The sequence below is a fragment of the Streptomyces katrae genome, from assembly GCF_000966975.1.
Taxonomy (GTDB): Bacteria; Actinomycetota; Actinomycetes; order Streptomycetales; family Streptomycetaceae; genus Streptomyces; species Streptomyces katrae.
On the sequence record NZ_JZWV01000456.1, the window covers coordinates 1 to 14,716 of the forward strand.

The following is a 14,716-nucleotide window of genomic DNA, read 5'->3' on the forward strand; positions in this document are numbered from 1 at the left end:
CGCCGGGGCGGTGCCCGCGTCCAGGGCGGCCAGGGCCTCCCGGGGGAAGGCGGCCGGGCGGCGGTTGTCCGGGTCCACCAGGGCGCGGAACTCGGACTCGGAGCCCTGGTAGACCTCCGGCACCCCCGGCATGGTCAGGTGCAGCAGGGTCATGCCCAGCACGTTGGCCCGGGCCGCCTCGACCAGGGCGGGCGGCAGCTCCAGCGGGCCGGGGGGTACGAGGTCGGCGATGCCGGCCTCGTACGCCGCGTCGGGGTCGGTCCAGGAGGTGCGCAGCCCCGCCTCCCGGGCGGCCTTCAGCAGGGCCGCCGCCAGCCGGGGGCCGCGCTCGGGCACGTCGCCCAGGCCGAGCGCGGTCTGCCGGGCCACCCACGCCAGCTGCGGGTCGGGGCCGCCCACCTCGCCCATCGCCCCCGGGGCCTGCGACAGGGCCGAGATCCGGGCGCGGACGTCCGCGCTGCGCTTCGTGTCGTGGGTGGACAGGACGGTGCCCGAGGCGGGCCAGTCCCGTTCGCGCTCCGCGCAGTACGCGTGGAACTCCGCCACCGGCACCGCCGGGGCCCCCGGTTCCCCGCCGACCTCCGTCGCGGACAGCAGCGGGGCCCAGCGGTAGAAGGCGCGGTCCTCCAAGGACTTGGCGCGCAGGGCGGCCGAGGTCTGGGCGAAGCGGGCTTCGAAGGCAGGGTTCCGTTCCAGCAGCCGCCGTACGCCGTCCACCGCGGCCGTCCCGGCCCGTGCGGCGGCCCGTTCCAGGGTGCGGGCGTCCGGGCCGGGTCCGCCGGGGTAGGTCCGGTAGACCGGCGTCTCGATCAGCAACTCCCGCACGGCGGGCGCGATGTCCGGTCCGGCCCGGCGTTCCAGGGTGACCAGCTCGGCGGCCAGGTCGACGGTCAGGACCTCCCGGGTGGCGGCCGAGGCCGTCTCCTGCCAGGAGGGCGTGCCGGTCGACTCCCGGTACAGCGCCGCCAGTTCGTCGGCGCCCGCCCCGTCGGTGAACACCCCGTCCACCCGGTGCAGGGCGTCGTAGCCGGTGGTGCCCGCCACCGGCCAGGCCGGCGGCAGCCGTTCGGCGCGGGCCAGGATCTTCTCCACGACCACCCAGCAGCCGGGTCCCGCCGCGGTCCGCAGCCGGCGCAGGTACTCCTCGGGGTCGGCCAGCCCGTCCACGTGGTCGATCCGCAGGCCCGCCACCACCCCGTCCCGGACCAGCTCCAGCACCTTGGCGTGGGTGGCGGCGAAGACGGCGGGGTCCTCCACCCGCACCCCGATGAGATCCGAAATGGTGAAGAAACGGCGGTAGTTGAGGCCGGTCCGGGCCTCGCGCCAGCACGCTGGCCGGTACCACTGTGCGGCCAGCAGCTCCGGCAGGGGCAGCCCGGCCGTGCCGGGGCGCAGGGGGAACTCCCGGTCCCCGCAGCGCAGCAGCCCGGCGCCGGCGTCCACCGTGAACGGCTCGTCCGGCTCCGCGAGCACCGGCAGCAGGAGCTGCCCGCCCCCCGCCTCCCAGTCGATGTCGAACCACCGCGCGTACGGTGACCCCGGCCCCTCCCGCAGCACCTCCCACAGCGGCCGGTTCAGCCGCAGCGGCGTCGGCAGCGCCATGTGGTTCGGGACGATGTCGAGCACCAGGGCGAGCGCGCGCTCCCGCGCGGCCGCGGCCAGGGCGCGCAGGCCCCGTTCCCCGCCGAGCTCCTCGCGCACCCGCCCGTGGTCGGTGACGTCGTACCCGTGGGGCGAGCCCGGCACCGCCTCCAGGACCGGGGACAGATGCAGGTGCGACACGCCGAGCGAGGCGAGGTAGGGGAGGTAGGGCACGGCCGCTCGGGCCGCCGCGAACGGGAACGCGGGCGTCAGCTGGAGACGGTAGGTCGACGCCGGGGCGACGGGCTTGTGAACGTCGGATTCCGATTGGCTGATTGAATACCGCTGGCTCATGAGAACGTACGTACCCAGCCCGTGTGATTCCGTGCCATGACCCAATGCATCCGGGTGACTGCGCCGCGTTAGTGTCGATCAAGTGGCATCCACCGTCAGCACCTACCGCAACGTCATCGCCCTGACCGGGCCCCTCCTGCCGATCGTCTCGTTCTTCGCCCGCCTGCCCGTCGCGATGTCCCAGTTCGGGAGCGTCCTGCTGGTGTCCGAGACCAGCGGCTCCCTCGCCACCGCCGGCGTGGTCGGCGGCTGTCTCTCCGCCGGCCAGGTGGTCTTCGGGCCGGTCCTGGGGCGGCTCGCCGACCGTCACGGGCAGCGGCCCGTGGTCCTCGTCGCGGCGGCGGTGAACGCCGTGGCCACCGCCGCCCTCGTCACCGGCGCCCTCACGGGCCTGGCGACCGCCCCGCTCGCCGCGATCGGCGCCGTCGCCGGGGCCTCCGTACCGCTGATCGGGCCCCTCGCCCGGACCCGGTCCGTGGCGCTCGCGCACCGGGCGGGAGCTGGTGAGGGCGTGGTGGGGGCCGTGCACTCGCTCGAAGGCACCCTCGACGAGGTCTCCTTCGTCTTCGGTCCGGCCCTCGTCGGCCTCGCCGCGCTCGCCCTGCACCCGGCCGTCGCCCTCGGGGGCGCGGCAGCCCTGGTGGCCGTGTTCGGCACCGCCTACGCCCTGCACCCGACGGCCGCCGTCACGGCGGGGAGCCCGGCGCGGGCCCGCGCCGAGGGCGTACGGGCACCGCGCCAGCCCCGCGTGGTCCACGCCGTCCGTGGCTCCCTCGCCCTCCAGGGCGCCATGTTCGGCGCCTGCCAGGCCGGAATCGCCTCCCTCACCGCCCGGTTGGGCGTACCGGGCCAGGCCGGCATCGTGTACGCGGCGATGGGGGTGGTCAGCGCCGCCGTGGGCCTCGCGCTCGGCGCGCTGCCGGCCCGCTTCGGGCTGCGGCTGCGCTGGCGGGTGGCGACGGGCGCGGCGCTGGTGCTGTCGGTGCCGCTGCTGTTCACGCAGACGCTGTGGCCGCTGTACGCGGTCGTGACCGTCCTCGGCGCCGCCTACGCCCCGCACCTGATCACCGCGTTCGCGCTCACGGAACGGGTCGTGGCCCCGTCGCGGCTGGCCGAGTCGATGGCCTTCGCGGCGAGTTCGCTGGTGGCCGGGCAGGCCGTGGCGCTGGCCGTCTCCGGGCGGCTCGCCGAGGCGTACGGGCCCGCCGGGGCCTTCGCCGTGGCCGTGGGGGCGGCCGCGCTGTGCCTGGTCACCGCCCTGGTCACCCGGGTCCCCTCGGCCCGGCCCGCGGCCGGCGCCGAAGCCCCCGCCGTCGCCCCCGCCGCTGCTCCGGCCAAGGCGTTCGTCCCGGCCCAGCGCACCGCCTCCCCCGAGGGTTCGGGGACGCCCGGCGCCGCCGGCGGCTACGCGGGGCGCTGAAGCACCGCCAGGCACCGGCCCTTCAGCGCCACCCGGTCCCCGGCCGCGTACTGCGGCCCGGTGCCGGGTGGCAGCACCTCCGCCCGAGCGGTGTCCACGACCAGCCGCCACTGGGCGCCGTGCCCGGCCGGGATGGTGAACTCCTGGGGGTCGGCGCCCGCGTTGAACATCAGCAGGAACGAGTCGTCGGTGATCCGCTCCCCGCGCGAGCCGGGTTCGGAGATCGCCTCCCCGTTGAGGAAGACGGTCAGGGACCGGGCGTGCTGCGCCTGCCAGTCCCGGGCCCGCATCTCCTCGCCGTGCGGGGTGAACCAGGCGATGTCGGAGAGTTCGTCGTGCGTGCCCTCCACGGGCCTGCCGTGGAAGAAGCGCCGCCGGCGGAACACCGGGTGGTCCCGGCGCAGCCAGACCATCCGCCGGGTGAACTCCAGCAGTGAGGGCGGGGGTTTGCCCGGCTCGGGCCAGGTCACCCAGGACAGTTCGTTGTCCTGGCAGTAGGCGTTGTTGTTGCCGCCCTGGGTGCGGGCGAACTCGTCCCCGTGGCTGAGCATGGGCACGCCCTGCGACAGCATCAGCGTGGCGGTGAAGTTGCGCATCTGGCGCTCGCGCAGCTCCAGGACCGCGGGGTCGTCGGTCGGGCCCTCGACCCCGCAGTTCCAGGACCGGTTGTGGGTCTCGCCGTCCCGGTTGCCCTCCCGGTTGGCCTCGTTGTGCTTCTCGTCGTACGAGACCAGGTCGTGCAGGGTGAAACCGTCGTGGCAGGTGGTGAAGTTGATGGAGGCGAGCGGGCGGCGCCCGTCGTCCTGGTAGAGGTCCGAGGAGCCCGTCAGCCGGCCCGCGAACTCCGCGAGCGTGCGCGGCTGTCCGCGCCACAGGTCCCGTACGGTGTCGCGGTACTTGCCGTTCCACTCGGTCCACAGCGGCGGGAAGTTGCCCACCTGGTAGCCGCCCTCGCCCAGGTCCCAGGGCTCCGCGATCAGTTTCACCTGGCTGACCACCGGGTCCTGCTGCACCAGGTCGAAGAACGAGGACAGCCGGTCGACCTCGTGGAACTGCCGGGCCAGGGTGGCCGCGAGGTCGAAGCGGAAGCCGTCCACGTGCATCTCGGTCACCCAGTACCGCAGCGAGTCCATGATCAGCTGGAGGACGTGCGGGGAGCGCATCAGGAGCGAGTTCCCGGTCCCGGTGGTGTCCATGTAGTGCCGGGGGTCGTCCGCGAGCCGGTAGTACGAGGCGTTGTCCAGCCCCCGGAAGGACAGGGTGGGGCCCAGGTGGTTGCCCTCGGCGGTGTGGTTGTAGACCACGTCGAGGATCACCTCGATCCCGGCCTCGTGCAGGGCGCGCACCGCCGACTTGAACTCCAGCACCTGCTGGCCCCGGTCGCCGGAGGCGTAGCCGTTGTGCGGGGCGAAGAAGCCGATGGTGTTGTAGCCCCAGTAGTTGCTCAGCCCGTCGTTGACGAGCCGGTGGTCGTTGACGTACTGGTGTACGGGCATCAGCTCCAGCGCCGTCACGCCGAGCTTGACCAGGTGGCCGATGACCGCCGGGTGCGCGAGCGCCCCGTAGGTGCCGCGCAGCTCCTCGGGGAGGTCGGGGTGACGCATGGTCAGACCCTTGACGTGGGCCTCGTAGAGCACCGTGTGGTGGTACTCGTGGCGCGGGGGCCGGTCGTTGGCCCAGTCGAAGTACGGGTTCACCACCACCGAACTCATCGTGTGCGGCGCCGAGTCCAGGTCGTTGCGCGAGTCGGGGCGGCCGAAGTGGTAGCCGTAGACCTCCTCGCCCCAGTCGATCCGCCCGCTGATGGCCCGCGCGTACGGGTCCAGCAGCAGCTTGGCCGCGTTGCAGCGCAGCCCGCGCTCGGGCTCGTACGGGCCGTGCACCCGGAACCCGTACCGCTGGCCGGGCATCACCCCGGGGAGGTAGGCGTGGCGGACGAAGGCGTCCGTCTCGCGCAGTTCGACGGCGGTCTCGGAACCGTCGTCGTGCAGCAGGCACAGTTCGATGCGCCGCGCCGCCTCGGAGTAGACCGCGAAGTTGGTGCCGGCGCCGTCGTACGTGGCACCCAGCGGATACGCCTGTCCCGGCCAGACCTGCATCGGCAACGACTCTTTTCCATCCAGGTCCGGTCGATCCGGCGCGGATCACGTCTCTGCCAGATCTTCCCCGAAAGCGGGCCCGCACGCGTGGACTTGGGATGCTCCTGCCGGGTGAACCGGAGAGCTGATATGCGGATCGGCAGACCGTCCGGGCATCACATAATGGTGCAACGGACATCCGGACCAGGGTGGTCAGGGTCACCTTCGGCTTCGGGCTGCGTCGGGCCGCGCGCGCGGAGTACCCTTCCGTGATCACTGGAGACGGGCGTCCGGACGCAGAAGGCGGTGCACGAGTGAGCTCGGGAGGTCTGGAGCTGCCCCCTGGTGACAGCGGCCACGAGGGTGGCCCGGCGGACGCCCCAGGAGGTGTGCCGGGGACGGCGGCGGCCGGGGCGGCGGTGTCGCTGGCCCCGCCGGCGGCCGGGGAGGTGCGCGCCGGGGCGGAGCTGGAGTGGAGCACGGAGGCGTGGAGCGAGGTCCGTACCCGGGCCCAGCGCGCCGGGCGTGCGTACATCTGGCTGAACCTCATCGAGCAGCGGCTGCGGTCGGTGGTCGGCGCCGTGCTGCGGCCCGTGTACGAGCCCGTGCACGGCGGGGACGACTGGGTGGTCGCCGCCGCCGGTCCCGCCGGGCAGGAGTGGGTGCAGCGGGCGGTGGCGGTGCGCGAGGTCAGCCGGCGCAAGGGCTACCTCCTCGACCCGGCCGACGACAACGTGCTGAGCTTCCTGACGCTGCCGCAGCTGCGGGAGCTGATGGTCCAGCACTGGCCGTGTTTCGAGCCGTACTTCGACGACCGGCGCGAGATCGAGCTGGCCCTGGACGAGCTGGAGGTCACGCGGAACGTGGTCTCCCGCAACCGGGCGCTGTCGCGGGCGGTGCTGGAGCAGGCGGAGCGCGCGTCGGCGCGGCTGCTGGAGGTGCTGGGCGCGGGTTCGGGCAGTCCGTCGGCGGACCGGCTGCCGATCGACGCCGTCGAGGACCTGGTCGGGGACCGGTACGCGGACGTGATCTCCGTCCACCCGGACCGGGTGCGGCTGCAGCGGCAGCTGCCGGCGGAGGACCTGTTCGGGGGCGCGCGGCGGCTCGACGCGATCGGCATAGGCCTCAACCTGCTGGTGCAGAACTTCTCGGGCCGCCGGCTGGTGCGGCTGACGGAGGCGGGCTGCCGGGTGCGGCTGCTGTTCCTGAACCCGGCGAGCAGCGCGGTCAAGCGGCGCGAGCGCGAGCTGGGGCTGCGCAAGGGCGAGCTCAGCCGCTCGGTGGAGATGAACATCCTGCACGTGCGCCGGGTGCGGGCGGGGCTGAAGGACCCCTCGCGCTTCGACATCCACGTCTTCGACGAGACCCCGCGCTTCACCGCCTATCTGGTGGAGGGGCAGTCCTCGGGCATCGCGGTGGTCCAGTCGTACCTGCGGCGGGCCCGGGGCATGGAGGCCCCGGTGCTGGTGCTGCGCGGGGGCGGGCGGGGGGTTCCGAAGGACGCGGACCACGGGCTGTTCCAGACCTACCGCGAGGAGTTCGAGTCGGTGTGGGAGGACTCCCGCCCGGTGTCCTGAGGCCGGGCCCCCGGGGGTGGCCGCGCCGGTGTCAGTGCCTCGTGGCAGGCTGAAACGCGTCGACCGGAAATACGGGGGAGGGGCGCGTCATGGAGGCGTGGCACGGGGGAGTGCTGAGCGGGTTCGGGCAGGAGACGCCGGGGGAAGGCGTGGCGGCCGTCACGGACCTGCGGCGGCGGGCGGGCCGTTCCGGTACGGGAGCCGTCCGATGAGCTGGCTCGGGGGGCCGCTGGTGGCCTTCGACCTGGAGACCACCGGCACGGACGTGGAGAGCGACCGCATCGTGACGGCGGCGGTCGTACGGCTCGATCCGGACGGGTCCGTCGCGGGGGAGCGGACCTGGCTGCTCGATCCGGGGGTGGCCATACCGGAGCAGGCGTCGGCGATCCACGGCATATCGACGGAGCACGCCCGCGCGCACGGGGCGCCGGCCGCCTCGGCCGTCGAGGAGATCGCGCGGGCCGTGGCCGAGGCGCTGCGGCTCGGCACGCCCCTGGTGGTGATGAACGCCCGCTACGACCTGTCCCTGCTGGACCGGGAGTGCCGGCGGCACGGGGTCGCGTCGATCAGCGAGCGGCTGGGCGGGGTGCCTTCGCCCGTCATCGATCCGCTGGTGATCGACAAGCACGTGGACAAGTACCGCAAGGGCAAGCGGGCGCTGCACGCGCTGTGCGAGCACTACGGGGTTCCGCTCGACGACGCGCACGACGCGCGGGCGGACGCCCTGGCCGCCGCCCGCGTGGTACGCCGCCTGGGCGAGCGGCACCGGCCGGTCGGCCTGATGCCGCTGCCGGACCTGCACGAGCTCCAGGTCCGCGCGGCGGCCGAGCAGTCGGTCTCGCTCCAGGCCTACCTGAGGCGCACCGCCGATCCGGCGGCGGTCGTCGAACCGGCCTGGCCGCTCATACCCCGCGGGCGCTGACCGGCCCGGCCGGTGTCGGCGGGTGCGCCTGCCGAGCCGCCCGCTCCGCCGTACTCACGGTGGGGGCGGCCCGTCGGGGGCGGGTGGTTCCCGGTATTCGACGTGGATGTCGCGCCGGCGGGCGTCGCAGGGGACGGTGGCGCAGTAGTGGCGGTGCCCGTAGGCGCGGTCCGGGTACGGGTCGACGTACGCGGGGCCTTCGCGGGCCACGTCGAGGAAGGCCGCGGCGCCCAGCCGGAAGGCCTTGGCGCTGCCCGTCATGAACAGGGTCTCGGCGTGGATGCTCTGGTGGAACCGGTCCCGGTGCTCCGTGTGGTGCAGGGAGGCGTAGTCCTCCCCGGCGGGCTCGGCGAGCGACACGTCCACGGTCCGCGGGCGGCCCGGGGAGAGCCGGCCGCGCAGCTCCTTCCAGCGGGAGGGCGCCAACTGCAGGGAGTGGTGCAGCAGTACGAGGTCCAGCCGGCCGGAGCCCGCGGGCGGGGCGGGGCCGCGCAGGGGCACGTGGACCAAGGAGCGCGGCGAGCCGGCCGCCAGGGTCCACAGCCCGGCCAGGAGCAGGGCCGCGTCCCGGTCGGCGTACGCGTTCAGCCACCAGGAGTCGTCGAAGAGGGCGGCGTGCTCCGGGGGCCGGGCCGGGCGGACGACGCTGAAGGTGCCGGCGCCGTGCCGCGCCTCGTGGACGGTCAGGCGCAGCTTCACGTCCATCAGAACGGGTACCAGCGCACTTCCGGGTCCCCGTCGCGCAGGGAGGCCACCCGGCGGCGGAACTCCGCGAGGGCCTTCGGGTTGGCCGGGGCGTGCTGGGCGACCCAGGCGCAGCTGGCCGTCTCGCGGGCGCCGCGCAGCAGGGCGCAGCCCTCCCATTCGCGTACGTCCCAGCCGTAGGCGGCGGTGAAGGCCCGGTAGCCGTCGGCGGGGAGGCCGTAGCGGTCGCGGGACAGGGCCATCACCACGAGGTCGTGTTCGCGCAGGTCCGCCGAGACGGTCTCCAGGTCGACCAGGACCGGGCCGTCCGGGCCCACGTGGACGTTGCGGGGCAGGGCGTCGCCGTGGATCGGACCCGGGGTCAGGTGCGGGGTGAGGGCGGCCACCTCGCCGGCGTAGGCGTCGCGGCGGGCCCGCAGGTAGGCGGCGTCCTCGGGGTCGACGGCCGTCCCGGCCAGCCGCAGCCAGCGTTCGACCCCGCCGAGGAGGTCCCGGGCCGGCAGGGCGAACGGCGGGGCGGGCAGCGCGTGCAGCGGCCGCAGGAGCGCCGCGAGGTCCTCCGGGCCGGCCGGGCGGAGCGCGTCGGGGAGCCGGTGCCACAGGGTCACCGGGTGGCCGTCCACCAGCCGTGGCTTCGGTTCGGCCGCGCGGACCGCGGGGATCCCGGCGGTGGCGAGCCAGTCGGCGACCGCCAGCTCGCGCTCGGCCCGCTCCAGCAGCCCCGCCTCCCGGCCGACCTTGACGACCAGGTCCCCGAGGGCGAAGACGGCGTTCTCGCCGAAGGCGAGCAGCTCGGCCGGGCCCGTGAGTCCCGCCCGCGTCAGTACGTCCCTGGCCCGTGCCTCGTCCATGCGCTCGTCTCGTCCTTCGCCGGGTGGTCGTGGTGGTGGTGATCGTGAATGCGCCAAGTCTCCCATTCCGCGGCGGAGTAGGGCCCGGGACCCGGATATGAGGTTGCACGAGACGTATCGTCTCGTTAATGTCGATCACATGACCTCAGCCGAAGCCGCACACATCGCCATGTTCTCCATCGCCGCCCCCGGGCACGTGAACCCGAGCATCGAGGTGATCCGGGAACTGGTCGCCAGGGGCCACCGCGTCAGCTACGCCATTCCCGCCTCCTTCGCCGGGAAGGTCGCCGAGACCGGAGCCACCCCGGTGGTCTGGAAATCCGTCCTGCCCACCGAGGACGAGCCGGAGGCCTGGGGCACCGAGCTCATCGACCACCTCGAACCCTTCCTGGACGACGCCGTGCAGGCACTCCCGCAGCTCGCGGCCGCCTTCGAGGGTGACGAACCGGACCTCGTCCTCCACGACGTGACCTCCTACCCGGCCCGTGTCCTCGCCCACCGCTGGGGGGTCCCCGCGATCTCCCTCTCCCCGAACCTGGTGGCCTGGGAGGGCTACGAGGAGGAGGTGGGCATCCCCATGACCGCCGAACTGCGCGCGAGCGAGCGCGGCAAGGCGTACTACGCCCGCTTCCGCGCCTGGCTCGACGAGAACGGCGTCGACGAGGACGCGGACCGCTTCGTCGGCAGGCCGCGGCGCAGCATCGTGCTGATCCCGCGCGCCCTCCAGCCCCACGCCGACCGGGTCGACTCCTCCGTCCACACCTTCGTCGGGGCCTGCCAGGGCGACCGCAGCGCCACCCAGGGCACCTGGGAGCGGCCGGCGGGAGCCGAGGGGAAGAAGGTCCTGCTGGTCTCGCTCGGATCCACCTTCACCAAGCAGCCCGCCTTCTACCGCGCCTGTGTCGAGGCCTTCGGGGACCTGCCCGGCTGGCACGTCGTCCTGCAGATCGGCAGGTTCACCGACGAGGCCGAACTGGGGGAGGTCCCCGCCAACGTCGAGGTCCACCGCTGGGTCCCCCAGCTGGACATCCTCCGCCAGGCCGACGCCTTCATCACCCACGCCGGCGCCGGCGGCAGCCAGGAGGGACTGGCCACCGGCACCCCGATGGTCGCGGTCCCGCAGGCCGTCGACCAGTTCGGCAACGCCGACATGCTGGCCTCCCTCGGGGTGGCGCGGCACGTCCCGATGGAGGAGGCCGACGCCGAAACCCTCCGCGAGGCCGTCCTCGGCCTGCTCGCCGACCCCCGGGTCGCCGTCCGCGCCGAGGAGATCCGCGCCGGGATGGCCGCCGAGGGCGGCACCGGCCGCGCCGCCGACCTCATCGAGGCCGCGCTGCCGCAGCGGAACACCCCCTAGGGTGCGGCCATGACGAAGAGAACGGCCCCGGTGAAGAAGGCCCCGGTGACGAAGGCCCCGATGAAAAAGTACGCGGCGCTGCTGCGCGGCATCAACGTCGGCGGGAAGAAGAAGGTCCCCATGGCGGAACTCCGTTCCGTGCTGGAGGAGCTCGGCCACCGCGACGTGCAGACCTACCTGCAGAGCGGCAATGCCGTCTTCAGCAGCGCGGGCCAGGACCCCGCCGCCCTCGCCCGGGAGCTGGAGGCGGCCGTAGAGTCCCGGTTCGGCTTCCCGGTGAAGGTACTGGTGGTCGACGGCGCCTACCTGCGCGCCGTCGCCGAGGCCTGCCCCTTCCCCGCCGCCGAGCTGGAGGGCAGGCAGCTGCACGCCACCTTCTTCTCGGAGCAGCCCGCCCCGGACCGCTTCGCGGCGATCGACCCGGCCGCTTACCTCCCCGAGGAGTACCGCCTGGGCGACCGCGTCCTCTACCTCTACGCCCCGGGCGGCCTGGGCACCTCCGAGCTGGGCGCCGCCCTCCACAGGCCGGCCGTCCTCAAGGGCGTCGACGCGACCACCCGCAACTGGAACACGGTCGCCAAACTGGTCGAGCTGACCGCCGACTAGGGGCAGTCCGGTTCAGGTCGTGGTGATGGGCTTGCCGTCGTACTGGCCGCCCGTGCAGATCCACAGGCCCGTGGCGGAGTCGTAGACCACCTTTCCGACACCGTCCGCCACGCACTCCGGTCCGGTGACGGCCGGTACGACGGCCTGCGCGACGGGGACGGCGGCTCCGAAGGCGGCCAGCAGGAGGGCGGCGGTGAATCCGAGGAGTCGGGTACGCATGGCAGCTCCCGTGGGGACGAGCGGCACCGACACGTCACCACCAGCTTCGCCCCGCCCCGCGCCGGGCGCACTCCGGGGGCGCTTCCCACGGGCGAGGGGCAGGCTGGTGTCATGGCGAACACGCGCGATGTTTCCGTGGGTGCGCCTGACGGCGCCGGCCGGCGGCAGGTCCTGATCGACGGCGATGTCGTGGGAGAGGCCCGGTCCCCCGGACAACTCCGCAGGATCCTGCAACGTGCCGGAGTGCCCCCCGACCACCCCGTCTACTGGCGGGGCGCCGACTCCACGGTCTGGCCGAGGGCGGGATGGCGCCGGACCATCGCCTTCGTCATGATCGCCGGATTCGTCGCGACCGCGGTTCCGCTCTTCCAGATCGGACTGGCGGACAGCGGCAACGCCCTGACCTACGGGGGCCGCATCGCGGGAGTCACCGTCCTCTTCGCGGCCGTGGTGGAAGTGATCGCCGTCGGGGCCGCCGTCAACTACTGGTACTGGAACAAGCCGCCGTGGCGCTACTCGGGGGCGGTCGTCCTGGCCGGAGTCGCGATCTCCCTGCTCTGCAGCATCTCCTTGCTGCTGTTGCAGATCGGCGAGCATTTCAACAAGTACACCGCGGTCGGGATCATCCTCGGCACATGGTCCCTGGCGGCGCTGATCGGACTCGTCAAATGCCGGGCGTGGAAGGGGCTCCGCAACCCCAAGAAGATCGCGGTCGGGGCCGTCGTCTCGGCCCTGCTCGCCAGCGCCAACCTGGCCTATTCGCAGATCTATCTCCCCTACGTGACGACGCCGCTGATACAGAGCGGGGCGGAGTTCAAGGAGGCCAGCCTGCGGAAGGATCAGGACCGCATGTACGTGACGGTCCACCTGTACGTCAGGAACGCCGGCCGGGTTCCCGTTTACATACTCGACAGCATTTACTGGGTCCACGGCGGGCCCGCGAACATCGAGGGCGTCAAGACCCACCGATACGAGTTGATCTACGACGGCGACTTCGTCTCGCCGGTGGGCCGCGTGCTGAAGCCGGGGGAGGAAATCGCACAGGACGAGGTGGTCCAGGTCCTGAACGCGGAAAAGAAGAACTTCGAAGTGATCAGGGCCCAGACCGAGGTCTACGCGATCAGGGAGGACCGGGTGAAAATGGGCCCTGACTACTCGCGTTCCGGGATAGGGGGAAGGGATCTCCAAATGGAGACCGAGAAAGGGGACCCGCCGAGTGTCAAGTACCGTTACCGGGCCAGGATCTCGAACAGCAGCGAAATCCTGAACGTGACCCGCGACGAGCAGCGCATCACCGTGTGGAGGACGGCCAGTCCCGAATGGCCGGGCATCGTCGTGGACGTGTCGCCCCCGGGTGAACGGATAGCCTTCGACCCGCTGAACCCCTACGCGAACGAAAAGGCCATCGACCGGTACGGGCTCGCGCAGGTGCGCGGCTCCACGGTGGAGGTCCCCTACGCGGAACTGCTGGAGAAGGCCGGCGCCGTCCAGAAGGGCACGGGTTAGACCGGCCGGGGGCACGGCCCGCACGTACCCCGGCTCGGACGGTGTGCGACGGTGTGCCAGGCTCTGGTCATGCGTTACATCATCATCGGCGCCGGAGCGGTCGGCGCGACCATCGGGGGCCGGCTCGCGGAATCGGGCCGGGAGGTCGTCCTCGTCGCGCGCGGCGCACACGCCGAGGCGCTGCGGACGAGCGGGCTGCGGCTCACCACCGCCGACAAAAAGCGCGTCCACCGCCTCCCCGTGGCCACCCGGCCGGCCGACCTCGGCGAACTGCGCCCGGACGACGTGCTGTTCCTGACGGTGAAGACCCAGGACGCCGTCGCCGCACTGGACACCTGGGGCGCCGCCGAGGTCGCCGGCGGCGGCACGGCCGCGCAGCGGCTCCCGCTGCTGTGCGCGCAGAACGGAGTGGAGAGCGAGCGCCTGGCCCTGCGCCGCTTCGCGCGCGTCTACGGCGTCTGCGTCTGGCTCCCCTCCACCTTCCTGGAACCCGGAGTGGTCTCCGCGCTGTGCTCCCCGCTGACGGGGATCCTGCACCTCGGGCGGGCCGCCGGCGGAGCCGACCGGCGGATCCGGGAGGTCGCGGCCGACCTGGACGGGGCGGGGTTCGAGGCGCCGGTCGTCGAGGACGTGATGCGCTGGAAGTACGCCAAGCTCCTCGGCAACCTGGGCAACGCGATCCAGGCCACCACCGGCCCCGAGCCCGACCCGGCCAAGGCGGCCCTGATGCTGCGGGCGGTCCACGAGGCGAAGGCCGTCTTCGGCGCGGCGGGCATCGCGTACGCCTCGGAAGCCGAACAGTCGGCGGCCCGCGACGGCAAGGTCGAGCAGCCGGCGGGGATCCGCGGGGGATCGTCCTGGCAGAGCCTGGCCCGTGGGACGGGGTCGGTGGAGGCGGATTATCTCAACGGTGAGATCTGCCTGTTGGGGCGGCTGCACGGCGTTCCCACGCCCGTCAACGAGGTGCTGCGGCATGCGGCGAACATCTTCGCGCGGGAGTCGCTGCCGCCGGGGGCCATGTCCATCGCCGACCTGACGGCCCTCGCCGACGAGGCCGCCGGCCGCCCGTAGCCACCGCTGCGCGGGGCCGGGAGCGGCGCCGCGCAGCGGGTCAGGCCGTCAGGGCCGGAAGGGCCGGGCCGGCCCCGGCGGTTTCGTCGTAGCGGCGGAGCAGGAGGGCGGCCAGTTCCGGGGCGGAGCCCAGGACTTCGGCCACCGCGTCCGCCCCGGCGGCTTCGGCACCGGTCACGATCCGGTCGGGAAGGCGGCCCGGGGCGATGACGTACGGGGCCACCACCACACGGCGGACGCCCTCCGCACGCAGCGCGCGGACGGCGTCCTCCGTACGGGGAAGCGCGGCGGAGGCGAACGCAGGCCGCACGGCGCACCAACCGGTGAGCCGCCACTCCCGCGCGATTTCAGCGATCACTGCGATCGCCTCCGGGTCTGAGGATCCGGCGGACGCGAGGACGACACCCGTCGTCGCACGGTCCGCCGCGCCGAGGCCGACACCGGCCTCGGCGAGGCGCCGCTCCAGGGA

General features: G+C 73.4%; 13 protein-coding genes. 7 read left to right on the forward strand and 6 right to left on the reverse strand.

Annotation, left to right across the window (positions count from 1 at the left end):
- Positions 1-1,935, reverse strand: a 1,935-nt coding sequence (treY, locus tag VR44_RS17155) for a malto-oligosyltrehalose synthase (protein WP_045948385.1), incomplete at its 3' end; no start/stop codon positions are given.
- Between the two features lie 82 nt (positions 1,936-2,017).
- Between treY and VR44_RS17160 the strand changes: the two genes are divergently transcribed.
- A complete protein-coding gene (locus tag VR44_RS17160; protein WP_045948386.1) occupies positions 2,018-3,355 on the forward strand; it encodes an MFS transporter in 1,338 nt (445 codons plus the stop codon).
- Here the strand turns inward: VR44_RS17160 and glgX are convergent.
- Positions 3,340-5,454, reverse strand: coding sequence for a glycogen debranching protein GlgX (gene glgX / locus VR44_RS17165; RefSeq protein ID WP_045948387.1), 2,115 nt, complete (start codon positions 5,452-5,454; stop codon positions 3,340-3,342). The genes VR44_RS17160 and glgX overlap by 16 nt on opposite strands.
- Positions 5,455-5,747: 293 nt before the next feature.
- On the opposite strand from glgX, the gene VR44_RS17170 reads away from it, so the two are divergent.
- Together VR44_RS17170 and VR44_RS17175 are read left to right on the forward strand one after the other, a co-directional pair.
- The gene (locus tag VR44_RS17170; RefSeq protein ID WP_045948388.1) at positions 5,748-7,010 is read left to right on the forward strand and encodes an SAV2148 family HEPN domain-containing protein; all 1,263 of its coding nucleotides are present in this window, start codon (positions 5,748-5,750) and stop codon (positions 7,008-7,010) included.
- Positions 7,011-7,218: 208 nt separating this feature from the next.
- Entirely contained in the window at positions 7,219-7,932 is a 714-nt protein-coding gene (locus VR44_RS17175; RefSeq protein WP_045948389.1) for a 3'-5' exonuclease, read from the forward strand.
- Between the two features lie 54 nt (positions 7,933-7,986).
- Here the strand turns inward: VR44_RS17175 and VR44_RS17180 are convergent, their stop codons facing one another.
- On the reverse strand, positions 7,987-8,637 hold the full coding sequence (locus tag VR44_RS17180; protein WP_094191712.1) for a hypothetical protein: 651 nt from the start codon (positions 8,635-8,637) through the stop codon (positions 7,987-7,989).
- Positions 8,637-9,488: a phosphotransferase enzyme family protein gene (locus VR44_RS17185; protein ID WP_045948390.1), complete on the reverse strand. Its 852-nt coding sequence runs from the start codon at positions 9,486-9,488 to the stop codon at positions 8,637-8,639. The genes VR44_RS17180 and VR44_RS17185 overlap by 1 nt, the downstream gene beginning before the upstream one ends.
- Positions 9,489-9,585: 97 nt before the next feature.
- Between VR44_RS17185 and mgt the strand changes: the two genes are divergently transcribed.
- A complete protein-coding gene (gene mgt, locus VR44_RS17190) occupies positions 9,586-10,845 on the forward strand; it encodes a macrolide-inactivating glycosyltransferase (protein ID WP_063778934.1) in 1,260 nt (419 codons plus the stop codon).
- 9 nt (positions 10,846-10,854) lie between these two features.
- The gene (locus tag VR44_RS17195) at positions 10,855-11,451 is read left to right on the forward strand and encodes a DUF1697 domain-containing protein (RefSeq protein ID WP_245691879.1); all 597 of its coding nucleotides are present in this window, start codon (positions 10,855-10,857) and stop codon (positions 11,449-11,451) included.
- Positions 11,452-11,463: 12 nt separating this feature from the next.
- Here VR44_RS17195 and VR44_RS17200 read toward each other — a convergent pair whose 3' ends face one another.
- Entirely contained in the window at positions 11,464-11,670 is a 207-nt protein-coding gene (locus VR44_RS17200) for a hypothetical protein (protein ID WP_045948392.1), read from the reverse strand.
- A gap of 111 nt (positions 11,671-11,781) precedes the next feature.
- Here VR44_RS17200 and VR44_RS17205 point away from each other — a divergent pair, with 111 nt between their 5' ends.
- Both VR44_RS17205 and VR44_RS17210 read left to right on the forward strand, forming a co-directional pair.
- Entirely contained in the window at positions 11,782-13,176 is a 1,395-nt protein-coding gene (locus VR44_RS17205) for a hypothetical protein (RefSeq protein ID WP_157880329.1), read from the forward strand.
- Between the two features lie 69 nt (positions 13,177-13,245).
- Positions 13,246-14,247, forward strand: a complete 1,002-nt coding sequence (locus tag VR44_RS17210; RefSeq protein WP_045948394.1) for a ketopantoate reductase family protein — start codon at positions 13,246-13,248, stop codon at positions 14,245-14,247.
- A 40-nt stretch (positions 14,248-14,287) separates the two neighbouring features.
- Here VR44_RS17210 and VR44_RS17215 read toward each other — a convergent pair.
- Positions 14,288-14,716 (reverse strand): CbiX/SirB N-terminal domain-containing protein (locus VR44_RS17215; RefSeq protein ID WP_045948395.1); only part of this gene is annotated, 429 nt, incomplete at its 5' end.